This is a genomic window from Mycobacterium sp. (assembly GCF_025933915.1).
GTDB lineage: Bacteria > Actinomycetota > Actinomycetes > Mycobacteriales > Mycobacteriaceae > Mycobacterium.
Window position 1 is genome coordinate 12,382 of record NZ_JAICZA010000040.1, and the last position, 20,720, is coordinate 33,101.

Below are 20,720 nucleotides of genomic sequence, written 5' to 3' on the forward strand. Positions count from 1 at the left end.
GATGCCGACCAGCGCGCTGCGTCAGTCGGCGATCTCGGCCAGCGCCGCCGCGGTATCCAGGTCGGCGTAGGCGAACGAATACCGTTGGGCCAGCGCCAGAGCGATGTCGGGACGCTGCCATAGCTCCCCGGCGCTGGCCGTGCACAACCACAGGGTCAGACCGTGCGCCACCGAGGCCCGATACCGCAACCAGACCTCGTCGGCGGTCGGCATCTCCGCTTTCGGCAGGCCGAGCGCGCCGCGGTACTCCTCGACCAGATCGCGCTCGCTGCGTCGCCGATCCTCGACGGTCAGGGCGCCCTGCAGGAAGTAGCCCAGATCGAGTGACCAGTTGCCGCGCCGGGCCACCTGCCAGTCGAGGAACCCCACCTCGTCGCTGGGCAGCAGGTAGGTGTTGCCGATGTGCGGATCACCGTGCAGCAAGGTCTGCGGTGATGCGGTCAGCGTCCTGATGTAGGGCTTCCAGATCGATTCGATCAGCTTGTCGATGGTCAGCGAGGTCACCTGCTCGGGCGCGCCCGCGCCGAGGCGCTCGAGCGCGGCCGGAAGCGGCGCCATCTCCATGCCGTCCCAGGGCAGAAACGGCTCGAGCCAGCCCAACGCGGGCTCGGCCAGCACCCGTTCTCCCCAATACCGTCCGTGCATCCGGGCCAGGCCGCGCACGCCGGTGGCGACCTGCTCGACGGTCATCGGCCTGGTGGCATCGCGCGGGTCGGCGCCGCGCGCGGTGAGGTCTTCCATGACCAGCACGAAGTCGTAGGCAGCCTCGTCGATCAATGCGGCGTAGACGTGGGGATGCTCGAGGGGTAGCGGAACCCCGCAGGTGAACAGCCGCGGTTCGTGGAACATGCCGCTGGTCATGCGGATCAGCTCTTTGTGGTCGGGGTCGGCGGCCTTGACGAACACCGACGCCGGTCCGCTGCCGTCGCGGTACGTCACTCCCAGGCGGGCGCGCCGATTGGTGCCGTCGTCGCGAACCTCGACGGTGACGGTGTCCACCTCGACGCCGGGGTGGTCGGCGGCCAGCGCCGCCGACATCCACCGGGGCGTGATGTCATCCCAGGTCGTGGGGACCGACAACAAAGGGGCTTTCATGGGGCGACTCCATTCGTCGGGCACGGCGGCAGGGAAACGACACGTATCGTTTCCTACAATTGTCCCCGTGAAGGTAACCCGAGCGCACGCCCGCACGCCAGTACCGGTTCGGATCCCCCGCGCACCCGGCGCGGGCACCTAGGCTCGGCTCAGTGTCAGACGAGCGGGCCGGCCGACCCCGTGACAGCCGGCTGCATCACGCGATCCTCGATGCCACCCGCGGGCTTCTGACCACCGGCGGCTACGCCGAGTTGTCGATGGAGAGCGTCGCGGCGCGCGCGGGCGTGGGAAAGAAAACCCTCTACCGGCGCTGGCCATCGAAAGCGCCGCTGGTGGCCGAAGCCGTCCTGGATGCCTACGGCGGATCCGGATCGTTTCCCGTCGCCGAGACCGGCGATCTCCGCGCCGACCTCCAGGCATGGCTGCGGGAGCATGCCGACTTCCTGGCCAAGCCGCCGAACGCCGCGTTGGTGCGCGCGCTCATCGCCGCCGCGGCGGCCCTCCCGGCCGACGGCGACGATCTCTACCGCCAGCTCAGCGCGCCTCAGCTGGCCGGATTGATGACGCGACTTCGCCGGGGGGTCCGGGACGAGGAACTCAGCGCCGATGCCGACCTCGACGCGATCGCTCAGGCGCTGATCGGCACCATGCTGTTTCGCGCGTTAACCCACCGGGGCGCAGGTGATTTCGTCGCGCAAGGATCCCGGCAATTCGACGGGCTGCTCGACGCGATCCTTCACGGCGTGGCCAAGACGAAGACCGAGTGAGCGTCAGGCCGGCGAGAAGAACGCGTGCATCGCGGCCGAGTAGGCGCCGACATCGTGCGCGCCCATCAGCTCGCGCGCGGAGTGCATCGCAAGTTGCGCGGCGCCGACGTCCACGGTGGGGATGCCCGTGCGCGCGGAGGTCAACGGACCGATCGTCGATCCGCACGGCAGGTCGGCCCGGTGCTCGTAACGCTGCAACGCCACCCCGGCCTGCTGGCAGGCCAGCGCGAAGGCCGCGGCGGTGCGGCCGTCGGTGGCATAGCGCAGATTCGGGTGCACCTTGAGCACCGGTCCCGCGTTGACCGCGATCGGATGGCTGGGCTCGTGCCGCTCCGGGTAATTGGGATGGGTGGCGTGCGCCATGTCCGCCGACGCCAGCAACGACGCCGGCAGCCGGCGCAGGTAGTCCTCCCGGTTGCCGCCCGCGGCCAGCACAATTCGCTCCAGGACGGTGCCCAACAGGTTGGATTGCGCGCCGTGGTCCGAGGACGAACCGACCTCCTCGTGATCGAAGAGCACCAGCACCGGCAGGTACCTCGGGGCCTGTTCTGAGGCCGGTTTCGAGGCCAACAGTGCCTCCAGTCCCGCGTAACAACTGGCCTGGTTGTCGAGCCGGGGCGCGCTGAGGAGGTCGGCAGTTCCGTTGTCCAAGGGGCCGATCACCGTCGAGGGAGTCAGGTCATGGGTCATCAGGTCGGCGGCGAGCACGTCGCCCGGCGCCACCCCGGCGCGCTCGGCGACGTAATCGACGAGGGACCGCGCCGACTCGCCCACACCCCACACCGCGTTGACGTGTCGCTGCGGGTCCAGTGTCAGCGACTTGCGGTCCTCGGCCAGATGGATGGCCAGCTGCGGCACCCGAAGGATCGGCTCGTCAATCCGGACCAGTCGGTGTCCGATCCCGGTGCCTTCATCGTCCGCCCGCACCGACAGGCGCCCGCTGATTCCCAGATCGCGGTCCAGCCACGAGTTGAGCCACGCGCCCCCATAGGGCTCCAGCGCCACCACCCGCCAGCCGGCCACCACCCGGTCGGGATGCTGCTTGACCCTGAGGTTGGGGCTGTCGGTGTGTGCGCCGACGATCCGGAACGGGCCGTCGGGCGCTTGCGAATTCCAAGCGACCAGCGAGCCCGCCCGCACCGTGAAGTAGCGCCCGGGCTCGGACGGCCAGTGTTTGACCTCGCTCAGCTCGGTGTATCCGGCAGCGGTCAGCCGAGCGGCCACGGTGGCGCAGACGTGAAATGGCGACGGAGAGGCGTCGATGAACTCGCAGAGTCCTTGCGCACTCGCTGAGGACTTCGTCTGGTTTCGAGGCCCGCCGGACATGGTGAACATCATGGCTGTCCGCGGCCGCGGCCTTCACGCTAGGGTCGATTGCGCGCTCCTCGCTCGCGCCGCTTCCGGCGCTCGCCGTCGCCGCGCTAGGGTCCTCAGAGTGCCCCCCGTCCAGCCGCAACCCATCCTCGCGCCGCTCACGCCCGCGGCGATCTTCCTGGTGCTGACGGTCGACGATGGTGGAGAGGCGACGGTGCACGACGCGCTGCAGGACGTTTCCGGGCTGGTGCGCGCGATCGGTTTCCGCGAGCCGCAGAAACGGTTGTCGGCGATCGCCTCGATCGGCTCGGATGCCTGGGACCGCTTGTTTTCGGGGCCGCGCCCCGGCGAACTGCACCGGTTCGTCGAACTGAGCGGCCCGCGGCACCACGCGCCCGCCACACCCGGGGACCTGTTGTTCCACGTCCGGGCCGAGAGTTTGGACGTCTGTTTCGAATTGGCCGACCGGATCCTGAAATCGATGGACGGCGCGGTCACCGTGGTCGACGAGGTACACGGGTTCCGGTACTTCGACAACCGCGACTTGCTCGGCTTCGTCGACGGCACCGAGAACCCGGACGGCCCACTGGCCGTCAGTGCCACCGCGATCGGCGACGAGGATCGCGATTTCGCCGGCTCGTGCTACGTGCACGTGCAGAAGTACGTGCACGACATGCCCTCCTGGAACTCGATATCCGTCACCGAACAGGAGCGAGTGATCGGCCGCACCAAGCTGGAAGACATCGAACTCGACGACGACATCAAGCCGGATGACTCCCACGTCGCTCTCAACGTCGTCACCGACGACGAGGGCACCGAACTGAAAATCGTGCGGCACAACATGCCGTTCGGTGAGCTCGGCAAGAGCGAATACGGCACGTACTTCATCGGCTATTCGCGTACACCGCAAGTCACCGAACAGATGCTGCGCAACATGTTCCTCGGCGACCCGCCCGGCAACACCGACCGCATCCTCGACTTCTCCACCGCTGTCACCGGCGGACTGTTCTTCTCCCCGACCGTCGACTTTCTGGATGATCCCCCGCCGCTGCCCACGGCACCGGTGGCGGAAACGTCTGTTGCACAAGACGGCTCACTTTCGATCGGCAGCCTGAAAGGAACCACCTGATGAACAACCTGTACCGCGACCTGGCACCGGTCACCGAAGCCGCTTGGGAAGACATCGAATTGGAGGCGACCCGGACATTCAAGCGCCACATCGCCGGGCGTCGGGTCGTCGACGTCAGCGAGCCCGGCGGGCCGGTCACCGCCGCGGTAAGCACCGGCCGGCTCGCCAACGTGGCGTCGCCTACCGATGGCGTGGAGGCTCACCTGCGGGAGAGTAAACCGTTTGTGCGGCTGCGGGTTCCGTTCACCCTATCGCGGTACGAGATCGACAACGTCGAGCGAGGCGCCAACGACTCCGACTGGGACCCGGTCAAGGTGGCCGCGAAGAAGCTGGCGTTCGTGGAAGACCGGGCCATCTTCGAAGGCTACGCCGCCGCGTCGATCGAGGGTATCCGCTCCGCCAGCTCGAACAAGTCGTTGACCCTGCCAGCAGATCCTCGCGAGATTCCAGACGTCGTCACGCAGGCGATCTCCCAACTCCGGCTGGCCGGTGTCGACGGCCCCTACTCGGTGCTGCTGTCCGCCGACGTGTATACGAAGGTCAGCGAGACCACCCAACACGGATATCCGATCCTCGAACACATCGACCGGCTGGTTCCCGGGAACATCATCTGGGCACCGGCCATCGACGGCGCTTTCGTGCTGACCACCCGCGGCGGCGACTTCGATCTGCAGCTCGGGACCGACGTGACGATCGGGTACACCAGCCATGATGCGGAGACCGTGCAGCTGTATCTGCAGGAGACGCTGACATTCCTGTGCTACACGGCGGAGGCGTCCGTCCCACTGAGTTCCTAGGATTAAACGCCGTCGGGCCCACGGCTTTTCGCTAAAGGTCCAGCACCACGTCGGTCTCGGGGGCCGCCGAGCAGATAAGCACCGACTCGTCATCGGGCGGCTCCAGCGGCTGCTGAACGTAAGTGGTCGTCCCGGCGACGATCCCGGTGACGCACACGTGACAGACACCGCTTCGACAGGAGAAGCGGGTTGGCACGTCGCAGGCTTCGGCGAGATCGAGGATGCTGCGCCACCCGGGTGACCAGGTGGCCGTCAATCCGCTGCGCGCGAACGTGATCGATGGCCCGGTGCCCGGCACACCGGGGGGCTGATGAGGCGGCTTACGCGTGCCCGGTTCGACGACGCCCGGGTTGATCGCGGGTAGCGCACCGAACAATTCGGTGTGAATCAGAGCGGGGTCGAATCCGAGGCCGACCAGGTATTCGCGGATATCCGTCATGAATTGTGTTGGCCCGCACAGGTAGACGACGCCATCGGTCGGCAGCCCCAGCGCCGCGATGGAGTCTCGGTTCAGACGGCCCTGGGTTTCGGTGTAGAAAGCCCGCTGACGGGGGTGCGGTAATGACTCGATGAGCGCCGCGACTTCGGCCGCAAATACCTGGGTTTCGCGATTGCGAGCGGTGTGCAACCACCAGATGTCGCGCCCGCTGCCGGCGGCCGAGAGCGCGTGCAACATCGCCAGCACCGGCGTCGCACCGATTCCGGCGGAAGAGAGCACGACCGGACGGCGGTCCTCGGTGAGGTAGAAGTCGCCGCGCGGGGCGGCCGCGGTGATCACCATCCCCGGCTGGATGTGGGCGTGCAGCCAGCGGCTCACCAATCCGTGATCCTCACGCTTGACACTGATGCGGTAGGACCCGGCCGACGAATCACCCGAAAGCGAGTAGCTGCGCAGCGGCGCCGGCTCCCCGGCCCCGGGAATCTTCACCGTGAGGTACTGACCGGGGAGCGCCGGTGGCAGCGGATGCCCGCCGTCGGCCTGCAGCCGAATCGAGAGCACTTGCGGGCTCTCCCGACATGTGTGGGTGACCCGGAGGCTTCGAAATCCCCTCCATCCGGGCTGCACTCCGATGGGGGTCGCCACTGTGTCGGCTGCTGCCAACATGTCGTGAAAAGATTGCTGCCAGCCCGCGCTCAGGGCCGGGACGTCGGTGGCCTCGCGCGTCCGTTTGAGGTTGCGCCCCGGCAGGTAGAGCAACGCATCGATCTCGGCGACGCTGATCTGGTGACGGCCGCGGCGCGTCCGCACGATGTCATCCCCGGCCCGCACTCGTCCTTCCGTGAGGACGCGAAAGTAGAAGCCCGGACGGCCCTGGGAGACAAGCAAATTAGGCATGTCGGGCTCGTCGAGGCGAAGGCCGACCCGAAAGCACGTGACTCGCGGCTGGGTGACCTCGAATTCGGCGCCGCCGATACGATAGCGATCACCGATGCACACGTCGTCGTCGGCAAGCCCGGTGACGGTGAAGTTTTCGCCGAAGTGGCCGGCCCGCAGGTCGGTGCGTCCCAAGAACGACTTCCAGAAGTCGTACGACTCGCTTTGATACACCATCACGGCGCGTTGTTCGCCGCCATGGCCTGCGAGGTCACCCTGACCGTCGCCGTCGACGTTCAGCCGGCGCACCATGACCGGTCCGTCGACCGGGGCCTTCCAGATGCCGGTGTAGACGGTTTTGTCTCGCCATTGGACGTTCGTGGGCATACCCACGTTCACCGAAACAAGCCTGCCCACCGTGTCACCTCGAACCAGCTCGCCATGGCACCAGTCACCCAACTGGGATGGTTGGCCCAGAATATGGCAGCCCAATGCCCGCGGCAACACATCGGCCGCACGGGCTGTTGCACGGGCCCGGATTGGTGCATAATGGGTCATACATCCCAAAAATTTGTCGGACGGATCTGGTTAGCGTTCGCCGAACGCCATCGTCGCGCTGGCGCGCGAATCGCGTTGGCCCAGGAGGTATGTCATGGCGGCTGTTCATCATCGATACGCCACGGTCGACGGCCACCGACTCTTCTACCGAGAAGCCGGCGACCCGAACGCTCCCGCGGTGCTGCTGTTGCACGGGTTTCCCACCAGTTCCTACATGTTTCGCGATCTGATCCCGGCCCTGGGTGACCGCTACCACGTCGTCGCGCCGGACCATCTCGGCTTCGGGCTGTCCGACGCTCCGCCGGTCGAGGAGTTCGACTACACCTTCGATGGGCTGACCGACCTCACGGCCGGCCTGCTGCGAACCCTCGGCATCGAGCGGTATGCCCTGTACGTCCAGGACTACGGCGCGCCCATCGGCTGGCGGCTGGCGCTGCGCGAGCCCTCGGCGATCACCGCGATCATCAGCCAGAACGGCAACGGCTATGACGCGGGATTCGTCGAGAGCTTCTGGAAGGTCGTGCAGGCTTACCAGCGTGAGCCCACCGCCGACACCGAGGCCCCAGTCCGCCAGTTCCTCACACTGGACGCCACCCGGTGGCAGTACGTGACCGGCGTAGCCGACGAGACCCTGGTCGATCCCGAGTCCTGGCATCACGACTACGCGCTGCTCTCCCGTCCCGGCAACGACTTGGTGCAGCTCAAGCTGTTTCGCGATTACGCCACCAACGCGCCGCTGTATCCGCGTCTACACGACTACTTCCGCGCCAGCCAGGTGCCGTTGCTCGCGGTCTGGGGCCGCGGCGACGAGATCTTTGGGCCGGCCGGCGCCGAAGCGTTCGCCGACGACCTGCCCGCGGCCGAGATCCATCTGCTCGACGGCGGGCACTTTCTGCTGGAGTCCGCGCTCGATGACGTCATCCCACGGATCCGCGATTTCCTCGCCAAGCAGCTCGCGGCGCGATGACCGGCCGCGGGGCGCACGGCACCCAACCATGACGACCACGTCGTATGGGCTGGAGATCCCATAATTGGAGGCGCTCAGAGGTTAGCCTGTCGCGATGGCCCATCCCGATGTTCGTGACGAACAACGGTTGACCGCCAAGGGGCGTGCCACCCGCGACCGAATCGTGCAAGCGGCCGCCCAGCTGATCGTCACCGAAGGCCTCTCCGCGTCCAACATGGAGAACGTGCGGCGCGCCGCCTCGGTCAGCGGCTCGCAGCTCGCCCACTACTTCGCCGACAAAGGCGCGCTGATTCGAGCGGTGGTCCGGCGCCAGATCGGGGTGGTGCTGGACTTTCACCGGCAGCCCACGCTTCGGGGTCTGAGTTCGTTTGACGACTTCGAACGATGGATCGACTTGAACATGCGCTACCTGCGGCGCGTCGGATACTTCGGCACCCCCACCTATCATGCGCTCACCGGCCAGCTCGCGAAGTCGGACAGTGCCACACGCGACGCGTTGGCGGCCGGCTACCGGCAGTGGATCGACCTGTTGGAGAAGGCAATCCAGCGAATGAAAGACGACGAGCTGTTGGTTGCGGATGCCGACCCGCGGCAGCTCGCATGGGTGATCATCGCCGCGCATCAAGGAGGCGGCATTTTGACCTTCACCTATCAAGAGGAATGGCCGCACGCCGATGCGATCCGTTTCGCGGTGAACTACTTACGCATGTTCGCCACCGACACCGCCGAACGCGTTCCCCGTCCCCCGCGCCGGTCGCGAGGCCGCCACCCGGCGCGGAAAGCCGGCTGAGTCATCCGTGTCGAAGGCGCCAACGTGACTGAGCACCCCCCTTCCCGGTTCACTCGCAAGGGTCTGGCGACGCGTGCGCGCATCATCGAGGTTGCGGCCCGCCTGATGTTCGAGCGTGGCGTTGCCAACACCAGCATCGACCAGGTGCGGCGCGTGGCCGAAGTGGGCGGATCCCAGATCTCGCACTACTTCCGCGACAAGCGCGACCTGACCCGGCATGTCGTCGACGAGCGCCGAAACGACGTGCGAGCCTTTCATACTCAACCGAAGTTCGCCGCCCTCGACAGCCTCGATGCGCTGCAGGCGTGGGCCGATGCGTGCGTATCCGAGATTGACCCGGTGTACCGGGTCGGGGGTTGTGTCTATGGGTCCTTGGCCTGCGAGCTGATCGAGGCCGACGACGAAATCCATGACGACCTGGCCGCGGGGTACGACCAATGGATCGAGCTGTTCCGCACCGGCCTTGAGGCGATGCGGCACCGTGGCGATCTGCGCCCCGAAGCCGATCCGCGCCACCTGGCGGTGTCGCTGGTCGCCGCGCATCAGGGCGGCGCCCTGCTCACACACGCCACCGGCGATCCGCAGCCGCTGCGGGCCGCCGTTAATGCCGCGGTCGACTATGTGCGCTCGTTCGGGGTTTCGCCGTCATCCCGCAAGGGTGGATCCCGGTCGTCTCGCGGCCCGCGCAAATCCTGACGGCCACCTTCAACTGGACATGGCGGGAGCGTTCGAAGATAATAATGGGTCAGTTAGCCCATTATTATGCGGCGGCCACCCGGCGTCCTCGCGCTGCCAACGATCGAAAGAGGCAGTCCATGTCCGTCACCGACTCACCACAGCTGCCCACCGCGCCGGCCGTCGTACGCGAGAAGGGCGGCGGCGAAACCATGGCGGCGATCATCCTGAAGGGATTCGGCGGGCTCGACAGCCTGGTGTACGACGAAATTCCCAAGCCGCTGCCGAGGGACGGCGAAGTCGTCATCGCGGTAAAGGGTTTCGGGATCAACCACGCCGAGATGCACATGCGTCGGGGTGAATGGGCCGAGGCCGCAGAAGTGAGCGGCATCGAATGCGTCGGCACCGTCGACTCGTGCCCCGGCGGTGAGTTCCCGGTGGGCGCCAAGGTGGCCGCGCTCATGGGAGGCCTTGGCCGAACCATCAATGGCAGCTACGCCCGATACACCCGCGTGCGCGCGGCGAACGTTGCCCTCCTCGAGTCCGATCTGCCGTGGGCGACCTTGGCGGCGTTGCCCGAATCCTTCGCGGTGGCATGGACATGCCTCTTCCGCAATCTGGACCTCAAAGCCGGGCAGACCTTGGTGTTGCGCGGTGCCACGTCGTCCCTCGGCCAGGCTGCGCTCAAGATGGCGGTCGCCGCGGGCGCCCGAGTCGTCGCAACCGCGCGCAGCAGCGGGCGCTTCGAGATGCTCGAGCAGCTGGGGGCTTCGCGCGTCGAGCTGGAGCGGCGCGACCTGGCAGCCCACCTCCCCGAGAGCAGCCCGATTGACGCCGTCCTCGATCTCGTCGGAAACAGCACCATCCTCGACTCCCTGGACATGCTGCGCCGCGGCGGCACGGCCTGCCTGGCCGGGTGGCTGGGCGGACTGGATCCCATCGGTGATTTCAACCCGCTGCTGCGCATGCCGTCCGGCGTGAACTGGAACTTCTTCGGCAGCTTTGTGTTTGGCACGCCGGGCTTTCCACTGTCCGACGTGCCCCTGCGGGACATCGCCGGGCAGGTCGCCGACGGCGCGCTGGAGGCAAAACCGTCTCGGGTCTTCTCCTTCGACCAGATTCATGAAGCACACCGGCTGATGGAGGCCGGAGATGCCGGCGGCAAGATGGTCGTCGTGCTGGAGTGATGCGTGGCCGGGAAGCAGGGTTCCACGCAAGGGATTCAGGAGAGGAAGCATTCCACGTCGTTGCCGGTGACCTCCGCGAGCTGGCCGAACGCCTCGGGCCTCGCTGAGCCCTGAGGACCGGACGATAATTGACCCATGGCCACCTCGGACGGATTCCATCCTGACTTCGACGACACGGCGACACCGGTCGCGCGCAACCGGGTGCGGCACATCAAGGCGTCGGAGATCAGCTCGGACACGGCGCAGTCGCAGGGGCTGCGGCGCTTCGCCGCGCTGTCCGGCCGGTCGGTCGGCGCGGAAAAGCTTTGGATGGGTGAGACCCACGCGTCGCCGGGATCCGCCTCGGACAACCATCACCACGGTGACTCGGAGACCGCGATCTATGTACGAAGCGGTAACCCGGAGTTCGTCTTTCATGACGGCGTCCAGGAGGTCCGCATCGCAACGGAACCCGGCGACTACGTCTTCATCCCGCCGTATCTGCCGCACCGGGAAGAAAACCCCGACCCCAGCACGACCGCCGAGGTGGTGATCGCCCGCAGCACCCAGGACGCGATCGTGATCAATCTTCCCGCGCTGTATCCGCTGAGCGAGCCTCAATAGACGGCTGGCTTGCGGTCGCTCAGCGAATTCTCAACAGATTCTTCGGTGCCACATCGCTTGGCTCCAAGCATTCGCAAAGTCATCGGCTGCAACATAGGTCTCATGACGCATGAGCAGACGTGCGCGAACCTGGTCGAACATTATTTGCGCACCCGCGGGCGGCGGTATTTCAGCGGCCACCACGATGGCGAATACTTTTTCGTCACCGGCGCTCCGCGGCGGCTGCACGTTCACTTCGAGATCTCTCCCGCGCATGACGACGTGTTGATCATCCGGGTCACTCCCGGGTGTTACTTCCCGGCCGTCGACCGTTCCTGGCTGACGTACTTCGCCGACAAGTGGAACCGTCAGGATCGCCACGTCACCGCGATCGTGCACGGCTCATCCGATCCACAGCGCATCGGTGTGGTGGCCCGCAAGTCGCGATGGATCCGAAGCGGGGCCCCCTTCGCCGATTTCGTGTCTTTCGTCGACCTGACGATCGCGGATGCCACCGAGCTGTTTGAGGAGCTCAACCCCGCCGTCGAACTGCCGTCGGCGGAAGGGCCATTGCTGCGTCACGCCGGCTGAGGCCCGCGCACAAAGAACCCTCGCGGACCTGTCCCCGCTGGACGACCACACCTTCCAGCAAACGAATATGATATTCTCCTAGACCGAGAGTGCGATATGTCACTCAGGGGCTGAGGTTTGAGACCGGCGTCATACCGGCAACCAATAGCAAATGGCACGATCACGACAGCGGGGAGCCATGAAGGGCAGCGGTGTGGGCGCGGCGGATAATCACGAAACCGCCAAATGGGATCCGGCCTTCACCGAACAGATCGCGAAAGCGCTCGGGGCGGCTGTCAAACGGTACTACCGGGCCGAGGTGCGAAACATCGACAATGTCCCGTCGTCCGGCGGGGCGCTAGTGGTCTCCAACCACTCCGGCGGCATGCTGACCCCGGATGTGTTGATCTTTTCCCCGGCCTTCTACGAGACGTTCGGCTACGACCGACCGGTCTACACGCTGGCCCATTACGGGCTGTTCATGGGGCCCATGGACGGGTGGCTGCGCCGCCTCGGGGTGATCGAGGCGAGCCGCGAAAACGCCGCCGCCGCCCTGCATTCCGGTGCGGTGGTTCTGGTGTTTCCCGGCGGCGACTACGACTCCTACCGGCCGACCTTCAGCGCCAACACCGTCGACTTCAACGGCCGCACCGGCTACGTGCGGACCGCGATTGAAGCCGGGGTGCCCATCGTGCCGACCGTCTCGATCGGCGCCCAGGAGACCCAGCTGTTTTTGACCCGGGGCAACTGGCTTGCCCGCAAGCTGGGGCTAACCAAGGCCCGGATGGACATCCTGCCGATCAGCGTCGGGTTCCCGTTCGGGCTGAGCGTGATCTTTCCGCCCAACCTGCCCTTGCCGGCAAAGATCGTCACCGAGGTTCTCGAGCCGATCGACGTCACCGCCCAGTTCGGCGCCCACCCCGACATCGACGAGGTCGACGCCCACGTTCGCGCCGTCATGGAGGCCGCGCTCAAGCGGTTGGCCGGGCAGCGCCGGTTCCCGATCCTGGGCTGAACTCGCCGGCAGGGCGGGTTGACGCGTGAAAAGACTCAACGGCATGGACGCCATGCTCCTCTACAGCGAGACGCCCAACCTGCACACGCACACGTTGAAGGTGGCGGTCCTCGACCCGGCCGACTTTGAGGGGGAATTCGGTTTCGACGCGTTCCGCCGCCACGTGCGCCGGCGGCTTCATCTGCTGGAACCATTGCGCTACAAGCTCGTTGACATCCCATGGCATCTGCATCACCCGATGTGGCAGGAAGACTGCGAGGTGGACCTGGACTACCACCTGCGTCGCGTCCAGGTGCCCGCGCCGGGCGGCCGGCGAGAACTCGATCGGGTCATCGGCGAGGTGGCGTCCACTCCCCTGGACCGCAGCCGCCCGCTGTGGGAATTTCATTTCGCCGAGGGACTGGCCGACGGTCGGTTCGCCGTGATCGGCAAGGTGCACCACGCGTTGGCCGACGGCGTCGCTTCGGTCAACCTGCTGGCGCGCGCGATGGATCTGCGGGACGGGTTCACCGACGACCAAGACAACGACGAAGCCGGCGTCACAGCTTCTGACGCCGATCTGCTGCGGGCGGCCGCGGGCGATCACGTACGGCAGCTCGCGCAATTGCCAAGGCTGCTCAAAGACGCGCTCGTCGGGCTGGTCCGGGTGCGCCGCCGCTCCCGCGAGCGCGGAGATCACCCCGACCTGGCCGACGCGTTTGACGCACCCCCGACCTTCCTCAACCATGTCGTCTCCCCCCGGCGGTGGTTCGCCAGCACGTCGTTACCGCTGCCGCAGGCCAAGGCGACGGCGAAGGCATTGGGCATCACCATGAACGATCTGGTGCTGACGACGGCGGCGGGCGGGCTGCGAACACTCTTGCTGGCTTACGACGGCGCGGCCGAGCGCCCGATCATCGCATCGGTGCCGACGGCCACCGACAAGTCGGACCGGATCACCGGCAACGAGATCAGCGGTCTGATGATTTCGCTGCCGGTGCATGTCGACAACCCGATCGAACGCGCCCGGCTGATCTCGGTGGCGACCCGAATCGCCAAAGAAGACCACGAAATCCTCGGCCCGCAGCTTTACGGGAAAATGATGGCCTACCTGCCGACCGCCCTCGCCCCGGCCGCATTTCGGTGGCTGGGTCTGCGTGACATGCCGAACAAGCTGATGAACGTCGCCGTGTCCAGCGTCGTCGGACCGCGCGAACGCGGCCACTTCGGCGGCGCGACCGTCAGCGAGATCTATTCCACGGGTGTGCTCTCGCCCGGCGCCCCGGTCAACATCACCGTGTGGAGCTACGTCGACCGCCTCGGCGTCGCCGTGCTCACCGATGACCAGACGTTCGACGACCCCCATGAAGCGACGGACGCGATCAGCGCGGCATTCGACGAATTACGCGATGCCGCAGGCGTTTCCGCTTAGCCGGCGAGCACCCCGTCCAGCACGGAATAGAACAGGCCCAGGCCGTCGTCGGACGGCCCGGTCAGCGCTTCGATGGCATGCTCGGGATGCGGCATCAGCCCCACCACACGACCGTTGGCGGAACTGACGCCGGCGATGTCATGCTGCGAACCGTTGGCGTTCTCGCGGTACCGGAACACCACCCGCCCCTCGCCCTCGAGCTCCTCGAGCACCTCGGCGGGGGCCACGTAACGGCCCTCACCGGACTTCAGCGGCACCAGCAGATCGGCGTCCGGTTCGAAACGCGACGTCCACGCCGTGGACGTAGACGCAACCCGCAGCCACACGTCGCGGCAGATGAAATGCAAACCCACGTTGCGGGTCAGCGCCCCAGGCAGCAGGCCGGCCTCGCAGAGCACCTGAAAACCGTTGCAAATTCCCAATACCGGCATGCCGCGCCGCGCGCCGTCCACCACTTCGGCCATCACGGGGGCGAACCTGGCGATCGCACCGGCCCGCAGGTAGTCGCCGTAGGAGAAGCCGCCGGGCACCACCACGGCGTCGACGCTTTTCAGATCGGCGTCGGCGTGCCACAGGTTGACCGGTTCCGCTCCGACGCACCGCGCCGCGCGGGCCGCGTCCACATCGTCGAGCGTGCCGGGAAAGGTGATGATCCCGATCCGTGCGGTCACCGCGGCTCCCGGCTGATCGTCCAGTCTTCGATCACGGTGTTCGCCAGCAGCGATTCCGCGATCTCGGCCAGCGCCGAATCGTCCACGCTGTCGTCCACTTCGAGCTCAAACCTCTTGCCCTGCCGGACATCTGATATCCCCGGGTGACCGAGGCGGCCCAGCGCGCCGACAATTGCCTGACCCTGCGGGTCCAAAATTTCCGCTTTGGGCATCACGCTCACGATCACCCGGGCCACCGGCGCTCCTCCTCAGTTTGGCGTTTCGGCGCCAACTCTACCGGCGAAAGCGCAGCTCGGGATCACGGGCACGAGGCAATGTAGGCCTCGCACAGCGGCGCGCTCATGGCGTTGAGCACCGGGTCGTCCGCCATCGCCGGCCAGGACGCTTGCGGCGGCGCCGAGGACCAGAGCGTGACCTCGCTGATCGTGCTGCTGGCCGGGTGCGCGAAAAGGTAGGTGTGCATCACGATCGGGCCGCTGATCACGGCAGCCATGCGAGTGGTTTCATCGCTGGTCAGCGACGGCGACTGCAGCGGCGCACGCTGCTGGCACCTCCGCAGCGCGGCGACGGCGCTACGAAACGCCGCGGACGCGATCGCGCCACCCTGCGCCGTATCGCCACGCCAATGCAGGATTTGGGCCTGCAGCTGCCACTGGCCGTCCGGATGCTGAACCGTCGAGCGGGCCGAGACCGCCGAGTCACGCGGGTCCTGGTATGTCGCCGGCGTGGCGCACAGCTCCTCGAACCGAAAACGCGGCCCGGGCGCCGAACCGGTCGTCTGTACCGCCTGACCGGCCAGCGCGGGCCAGTGGTAAACCGCGTCCAGCGGCACGGCACGCTGATCGATCCACGCGGTGTTCGGGATTCGGTCGCATATGCCGGGGCAAGTCTCGGGCTCACCGTGCGCGGGGATGACGACGATCAGGGCAACCGCGAAGCTGCCGGCGACCAGCATCGTGGCCAGGATCACGCGCAGCGGCAGCTTGTCCATCAAGGCACAATCGTAGATATGCAACTGACGCATTTCGGTCATTCGTGCCTACTCGCCGAGTTCGACCAGACACGCGTGCTGTTTGATCCCGGAACGTTCGCCCACGGTTTCGAGGGAATCACCGGCTTAACCGCCATCTTGATCACTCATCAGCACCCCGACCACATCGACGGCAAACGGCTACCGGCACTGCTCGAGGGTAACCCGGATGCCGCGCTGTATGCCGACCCGCAGACCACCGCGCAACTGGGCGCGCCGTGCCGCGAGGTGCGTGTCGGCGACGAACTGCAGATCGGTGAACTGACCGTTCGAGCCGTGGGCGGCAAGCACGCGGTCATCCACCCGGAAATCCCTGTGATCGAGAACATTTCGTTTCTGGTGGGCGATGCCGGGCATCGTGCCCGGTTGATGCATCCCGGCGACGCGCTCTTCGTGCCCGACGAGCCGGTGGACGTTTTGGCCACCCCGGCGGCCGCCCCGTGGATGAAGGTTTCGGAGGCGGTCGATTACCTGCGCGCGGTGGCACCGGCGCGTGCCGTTCCCATTCACCAGGGCATCATCGCCCCGGATGCGCGTGGCATCTACTACGGCCGGCTAACCGAGATGACCAGCACCGACTTCCAGGTTCTGCCCGAAGAGGACGCCGTCACCTTCTAGCGGGACCACCTCACCGCGCGAGTGCTCGGCCAATCACGTGATGTCATCGGCGGCACCACGGCCGGCGGCGCGGCCCGAAAAAATACAGCCCCCCAGGAAGGTGCCTTCCAATGCGCGGTAGCCATGCACGCCGCCCCCACCGAACCCGGCGACCTCGCCGGCGGCGTACAGGCCGGTAAGCGGCGTGCCATCGGCGGTCAACACGCGCGCGGCGAGGTCGGTTTCGATGCCGCCCAAGGTCTTTCTCGTCAAGATGTGCAGCTTGACCGCGATCATCGGTCCCGCCTTGGTGTCGGTCAACCGGTGCGGCGCCACGACCCGGCCGAGCCGGTCGCCCAGATAGCCGCGGGCGGCGCGGATCGCGGTGATCTGCCCGTCCTTGCTGAACCTGTTGGCCACCTCCCGGTCCCGGGCAGTGATCGCGGCCTCCACCGTGGCATAGTCGAGCGGCTGAACGTCGGGCAGCTTGTTCATCGCGGCCACCAAATCGCGCAACGAATTCGCGCTGACAAAGTCCACACCCCGATCCACAAACGCCTGCACCGGCCCGGGTGGCCCGGTGCGCACCCGGTTCCGCAGGAGCTCGCGTACGCTCTGTCCGGTCAGATCGGGATTCTGCTCCTGCCCGGAAAGCGCGAACTCCTTCTCGATGATCTTGGCGTTCAAGACAAACCAGGTGTAGTCGAACCCGGATTTGGTGATGTACTCCAGCGTGCCGAGGGTGTCGAAGCCGGGATAGAGGGGAACCGGCAAGCGCTTGCCGTTCGCGTCGAGCCACACCGAGGACGGCCCCGGGATGATGCGGATCCCGTGCAGCGGCCAGATCGGGTCGTAATTGGTGATGCCTTCGGTGTAGTGCCACATCCGGTCCGGGTTGATCACCCGCGCACCAGCCTTCTGCGTGATGCCGATCATCCTGCCGTCGACATAGGCCGGCACCCCGCTGAGCAATTGTTCGGGAACGCGCCCCATCCGCTTCGGCCAATTCTTTCGCACCAGCTCGTGGTTGCCGCCGATGCCGCCGCTCGTCACGATTACCGCGGCGGCGCGGAACTCGAACTCTCCTATCGCTTTTCGTGACGAAGCGACTCCACGTGCCGCGACCGAGGGCTCCAGCACGGTACCCCGGACACCGGTCACCGCGTCGCACTCGACGATCAACTCATCGACCTGGTGGCGGGGCGCGAAGCGCACCGTCGAGCGATCCCGCAATTGGCGGGCGAAGATCTCGACCAGCGCGGGCCCGGTACCCCAGGTGATGTGGAAGCGAGGAACCGAATTGCCGTGCCCCTGTGCGTCGTACCCGCCGCGCTCGGCCCAGCCCACCAACGGGAATAACCTGAGCCCCCGGGACCGCAACCAACTGCGTTTCTCCCCCGCGGCGAAATCGACGTAGGCATGGGCCCATTGGCGCGGCCAATAGTCCTCGGGCCGGTCGAATGCCGCCGTACCGAGCCAGTCCTGCAGCGCGAGCTCATGGCTGTCGCGGATTCCCAACCGACGCTGCTCGGGGCTGTCCACGAAGAACAGACCGCCGAAGGACCAGAAGGCCTGCCCGCCCAGGTTGGCGCTGTTCTCCTGGTCGAGGATCAGCACCCGCAAGCCGCGATCCACCAGCTCGCAGGCGGCGACCAGGCCGGACAGTCCCGCCCCGACGACGATGGCATCAGCGCCGAACCCCGCAACCGAAGAATCGCTCATGCCGGACCAGGGTAGTGGCCCGACAGCAGGTCAGGCAGTCTCTTCGTCAGGCGGCGTCGAGTAGGGCCTTGTCGCGGCGCCAGCGGTACACCGTCGGTGTGCAGTCGTGCATCAACGCCAGGTCGACGGCGTCCAGCATCGCCTGCAGCGGCCCGGGTTTACGTAAGTGACGCGCGGCGACCGCCACCCGCACCACACCGTCGCGGCGAGCGATCCGCTCGGCGGACAGCACCACGGTGCGGCACCACCACGGCTCGGCGAGGAAGCCTTCCCCGATGCCGAGAACTCGTGCACGCACCGTGATGTGCCGGACCAGGTCGGTGATCCCATGCAGATCGGCCAGCATGCGAAACCCGTTCCCCGGCAATGCCTTAACGACACCTGGTGACACCACGCAGCCGGGCGCCGCGAACAACCGGGTACGCAGCCCGAGGTGCTCGAGAACCCGGTCGGCGGCCATCAATCGCAGATTGGCCTCGTGCGCCCGCAAGATCGCGAATTCACCACGACGTCTCTTGGTGAGTGCATCGTCGTAGCCGTGCAGCACGATGGCGTCGCCCCCGGCGCGGCGGGTGGTCAGCCAGTCAACGGTTCCCGGGTCGTGATCCAGCCGGTAGTCCCCGGGCAGGCGGGGAGACACCAGTAGCGACACCGGTACCTTGCGGGCGTCCATTTGTGCGCAGAACGCCTCCACGTCGGGCAAGGTGCGTTCGCCAATCCCCGAGACCGAGACGATCAATTTTCCAGACACACCAGCAGTTTGCCGACCTCAAGTGTCGGAACGGTGAAGGACACGCAGACAGCAGGCGTATATGCGCTCACCCAAGCGCGATAATTGATTTCGCCGGCTGCCGTATCGGCACCGTCCAGCAAACAGCCACCGGCACCGGCGGACCCGATCTGTTCGATATGCTAAGCAACGCCATGGACGAGGCCTCCTACGCAGCGGCCAAAACGCCGCTGCCCCATGCCCCCGCCGGGCAGCTGGGCGCCGACGAACGGGAGTATCCCGACAAGCTGGACGCCGCGCTGTTGCGGGTCTCCGGTGTGTGCATGTTGGCGACGGTCATGGCGATCCTGGACATCACGGTGGTCAGCGTCGCGCAGCGCACCTTTATCGAGCAGTTCGCGTCCTCTCAGGCGGTTGTGGCGTGGACGATGACGGGGTACACGCTTGCCTTGGCGACCGTGATCCCGATAACCGGGTGGGCAGCCGACCGGTTCGGCACCAAACGGCTCTTCATGGGCTCAGTGGTGGCCTTCATGCTGGGATCGCTGCTCTGTGCGATTGCCGCAAACATCCTGCAGCTCATCATCTTTCGGGTGGTGCAAGGTGTCGGTGGCGGCATGCTGCTGCCGTTGGGGTTCATGATCTTGACCCGTGAGGCCGGCCCCGGGCGGCTTGGACGCCTGATGTCGATCCTGAGCATCCCCATGCTGCTCGCCCCGATCGGCGGGCCGATCCTGGGCGGCTGGCTGATCGACACCTCGAGCTGGCGGTGGATCTTCCTGATCAACGTGCCGATCGGACTGCTCACCGTATTCCTCGCGGCGATCGTGTTTCCACGCGATCATCCGGCCCGGTCGGAAACCTTCGACGCCGTCGGCGTGCTGCTGCTGTCCCCGGGCCTGGCGACATTCCTGTTCGCGGTGTCGTCCATCCCGGGCCGCGGTACCGTGGCCGACCGCCATGTGGTGATCCCGGCCGCCATCGGACTGACATTGATCGCGGGGTTCGTCGCGCACGCCTGGCAGCGCGCCGATCATCCCCTGATCGACCTGCGGCTGTTCCGCAATCCGGTGCTGACCCACGCCAACGTGACGATGCTCGTCTTCGCCGGCGCATTTTTTGGCGCCGGGCTGCTGCTTCCCAGCTACTTCCAGCAAGTGCTGCATCAGACGCCGATGCAGGCAGGCGTGCACATGATCCCTCAGGGGCTCGGCGCCATGCTGACCATGCGGCTGACCGGGCCGCTGGTGGACCGCCAGGGGCCGGGCAAGATCGTGCTGGTCGGCATCGCGTTGATCACGGCCGGCCTGGGCGCTTTCGCGTTCGGGGTGGCCAGGCAGGCCAACTATCTACCTGTGCTGCTGGTGGGGCTGGCGGTCATGGGCCTGGGCATGGGCTGCACCATGATGCCGTTGTCCGTCGCGTCGGTGCAGGCGCTGGCACCGCATCAAATCGCCCGGGGAACGACGTTGATGAGCGTCAGCCACCAGGTCGGTGGCTCGATGGGAACCGCGCTGATGTCGATGATCCTGACGAATCAGTTCAATCGGAGCCAAAATATCGTGGCAGCAAACAAGGTTGCCGCGTTGCAGCAGAGGGCGGCCATCGACGGCGTGCCGGTTGACCAATCCGCAATACCGCGACAGTCGCTTGTCCCGGGCTTTTGGGGGAATGTGGTGCACGATCTTTCACACGCGTATACCGCGGTATTCGTGATTGCCGTCGTGCTGGTGGTTTGCACGGTTATTCCGGCATCCTTTCTTCCTAAAAAGCCGGCAAGCGAAACTGCCGGCGAATA

The 20,720-nt window shown here is 66.4% G+C and carries 21 protein-coding genes; 13 read left to right on the plus strand and 8 right to left on the minus strand.

The genetic code is table 11. The features are described 5' to 3' along the window. Positions 1-21 precede the first annotated feature (21 nt). The gene (locus Q0W90_RS08920; RefSeq protein WP_297700167.1) at positions 22-1,095 is read right to left on the minus strand and encodes a phosphotransferase; all 1,074 of its coding nucleotides are present in this window, start codon (positions 1,093-1,095) and stop codon (positions 22-24) included. A gap of 152 nt (positions 1,096-1,247) precedes the next feature. Here Q0W90_RS08920 and Q0W90_RS08925 point away from each other — a divergent pair, with 152 nt between their 5' ends. After that, on the plus strand, positions 1,248-1,862 hold the full coding sequence (locus tag Q0W90_RS08925) for a TetR/AcrR family transcriptional regulator (protein WP_297595943.1): 615 nt from the start codon (positions 1,248-1,250) through the stop codon (positions 1,860-1,862). A gap of 3 nt (positions 1,863-1,865) precedes the next feature. Here the strand turns inward: Q0W90_RS08925 and Q0W90_RS08930 are convergent, their stop codons facing one another. Beyond that, positions 1,866-3,197, minus strand: a complete 1,332-nt coding sequence (locus Q0W90_RS08930) for a M18 family aminopeptidase (RefSeq protein ID WP_297774200.1) — start codon at positions 3,195-3,197, stop codon at positions 1,866-1,868. A 100-nt stretch (positions 3,198-3,297) separates the two neighbouring features. Between Q0W90_RS08930 and Q0W90_RS08935 the strand changes: the two genes are divergently transcribed. Both Q0W90_RS08935 and Q0W90_RS08940 read left to right on the plus strand, forming a co-directional pair. Then, on the plus strand, positions 3,298-4,305 hold the full coding sequence (locus Q0W90_RS08935) for a Dyp-type peroxidase (RefSeq protein WP_297595945.1): 1,008 nt from the start codon (positions 3,298-3,300) through the stop codon (positions 4,303-4,305). After that, positions 4,305-5,102 carry a family 1 encapsulin nanocompartment shell protein gene (locus Q0W90_RS08940; protein WP_297774182.1) on the plus strand — a complete coding sequence of 266 codons (798 nt, stop codon included), beginning with the start codon at positions 4,305-4,307 and terminating at the stop codon, positions 5,100-5,102. The genes Q0W90_RS08935 and Q0W90_RS08940 overlap by 1 nt, the downstream gene beginning before the upstream one ends. 31 nt (positions 5,103-5,133) lie before the next feature. Here Q0W90_RS08940 and Q0W90_RS08945 read toward each other — a convergent pair whose 3' ends face one another. Continuing rightward, positions 5,134-6,834, minus strand: coding sequence for an MOSC domain-containing protein (locus tag Q0W90_RS08945; protein WP_297595949.1), 1,701 nt, complete (start codon positions 6,832-6,834; stop codon positions 5,134-5,136). Positions 6,835-7,069: 235 nt separating this feature from the next. Between Q0W90_RS08945 and Q0W90_RS08950 the strand changes: the two genes are divergently transcribed. The 8 genes from Q0W90_RS08950 (at position 7,070) to Q0W90_RS08985 (ending at position 14,172) form a co-directional block, all read left to right on the plus strand. Next, entirely contained in the window at positions 7,070-7,942 is an 873-nt protein-coding gene (locus Q0W90_RS08950) for an alpha/beta hydrolase (RefSeq protein WP_297774185.1), read from the plus strand. Positions 7,943-8,036: 94 nt separating this feature from the next. Beyond that, a complete protein-coding gene (locus tag Q0W90_RS08955) occupies positions 8,037-8,732 on the plus strand; it encodes a helix-turn-helix domain-containing protein (RefSeq protein ID WP_297595954.1) in 696 nt (231 codons plus the stop codon). Between the two features lie 24 nt (positions 8,733-8,756). After that, the gene (locus Q0W90_RS08960; protein WP_297700161.1) at positions 8,757-9,428 is read left to right on the plus strand and encodes a TetR/AcrR family transcriptional regulator; all 672 of its coding nucleotides are present in this window, start codon (positions 8,757-8,759) and stop codon (positions 9,426-9,428) included. A 119-nt stretch (positions 9,429-9,547) separates the two neighbouring features. Next, a complete protein-coding gene (locus tag Q0W90_RS08965; protein ID WP_297774187.1) occupies positions 9,548-10,594 on the plus strand; it encodes a zinc-binding dehydrogenase in 1,047 nt (348 codons plus the stop codon). 135 nt (positions 10,595-10,729) lie between these two features. After that, positions 10,730-11,197 (plus strand): cupin domain-containing protein, encoded by a 468-nt coding sequence (locus Q0W90_RS08970; protein WP_297600437.1) that lies wholly within the window; start codon positions 10,730-10,732, stop codon positions 11,195-11,197. Between the two features lie 102 nt (positions 11,198-11,299). After that, a complete protein-coding gene (locus Q0W90_RS08975) occupies positions 11,300-11,767 on the plus strand; it encodes a YbjN domain-containing protein (RefSeq protein WP_297600434.1) in 468 nt (155 codons plus the stop codon). Positions 11,768-11,945: 178 nt separating this feature from the next. After that, positions 11,946-12,761: a lysophospholipid acyltransferase family protein gene (locus tag Q0W90_RS08980; RefSeq protein ID WP_297600432.1), complete on the plus strand. Its 816-nt coding sequence runs from the start codon at positions 11,946-11,948 to the stop codon at positions 12,759-12,761. 25 nt (positions 12,762-12,786) lie between these two features. Then, positions 12,787-14,172 (plus strand): wax ester/triacylglycerol synthase family O-acyltransferase, encoded by a 1,386-nt coding sequence (locus tag Q0W90_RS08985; RefSeq protein ID WP_297774191.1) that lies wholly within the window; start codon positions 12,787-12,789, stop codon positions 14,170-14,172. Here Q0W90_RS08985 and purQ read toward each other — a convergent pair. The 3 genes from purQ to Q0W90_RS09000 all read right to left on the minus strand — a co-directional run bounded on the left by purQ (position 14,169) and on the right by Q0W90_RS09000 (position 15,876). Next, positions 14,169-14,843, minus strand: coding sequence for a phosphoribosylformylglycinamidine synthase subunit PurQ (gene purQ, locus Q0W90_RS08990; RefSeq protein WP_297774193.1), 675 nt, complete (start codon positions 14,841-14,843; stop codon positions 14,169-14,171). The two genes, Q0W90_RS08985 and purQ, sit on opposite strands and share 4 nt — an antisense overlap. Next, the gene (purS, locus tag Q0W90_RS08995; protein WP_297774195.1) at positions 14,840-15,079 is read right to left on the minus strand and encodes a phosphoribosylformylglycinamidine synthase subunit PurS; all 240 of its coding nucleotides are present in this window, start codon (positions 15,077-15,079) and stop codon (positions 14,840-14,842) included. Before purS ends, purQ begins: the two co-directional genes overlap by 4 nt. A gap of 62 nt (positions 15,080-15,141) precedes the next feature. Continuing rightward, positions 15,142-15,876, minus strand: a complete 735-nt coding sequence (locus Q0W90_RS09000; protein ID WP_297600420.1) for an ATPase — start codon at positions 15,874-15,876, stop codon at positions 15,142-15,144. On the opposite strand from Q0W90_RS09000, the gene Q0W90_RS09005 reads away from it, so the two are divergent. Beyond that, positions 15,853-16,491, plus strand: a complete 639-nt coding sequence (locus Q0W90_RS09005) for an MBL fold metallo-hydrolase (RefSeq protein WP_297600417.1) — start codon at positions 15,853-15,855, stop codon at positions 16,489-16,491. The two genes, Q0W90_RS09000 and Q0W90_RS09005, sit on opposite strands and share 24 nt — an antisense overlap. Before the next feature lie 33 nt (positions 16,492-16,524). On the opposite strand, the gene Q0W90_RS09010 is transcribed toward Q0W90_RS09005, so the two are convergent. Together Q0W90_RS09010 and Q0W90_RS09015 are read right to left on the minus strand one after the other, a co-directional pair. Then, positions 16,525-18,192 carry an FAD-binding dehydrogenase gene (locus Q0W90_RS09010; protein ID WP_297701279.1) on the minus strand — a complete coding sequence of 556 codons (1,668 nt, stop codon included), beginning with the start codon at positions 18,190-18,192 and terminating at the stop codon, positions 16,525-16,527. A gap of 46 nt (positions 18,193-18,238) precedes the next feature. Beyond that, positions 18,239-18,943 (minus strand): DUF2334 domain-containing protein, encoded by a 705-nt coding sequence (locus Q0W90_RS09015; protein ID WP_297701281.1) that lies wholly within the window; start codon positions 18,941-18,943, stop codon positions 18,239-18,241. Between the two features lie 158 nt (positions 18,944-19,101). Here Q0W90_RS09015 and Q0W90_RS09020 point away from each other — a divergent pair. Continuing rightward, the coding region (locus tag Q0W90_RS09020; protein WP_297701283.1) for a DHA2 family efflux MFS transporter permease subunit at positions 19,102-20,720 on the plus strand (1,619 nt) is incomplete at its 3' end.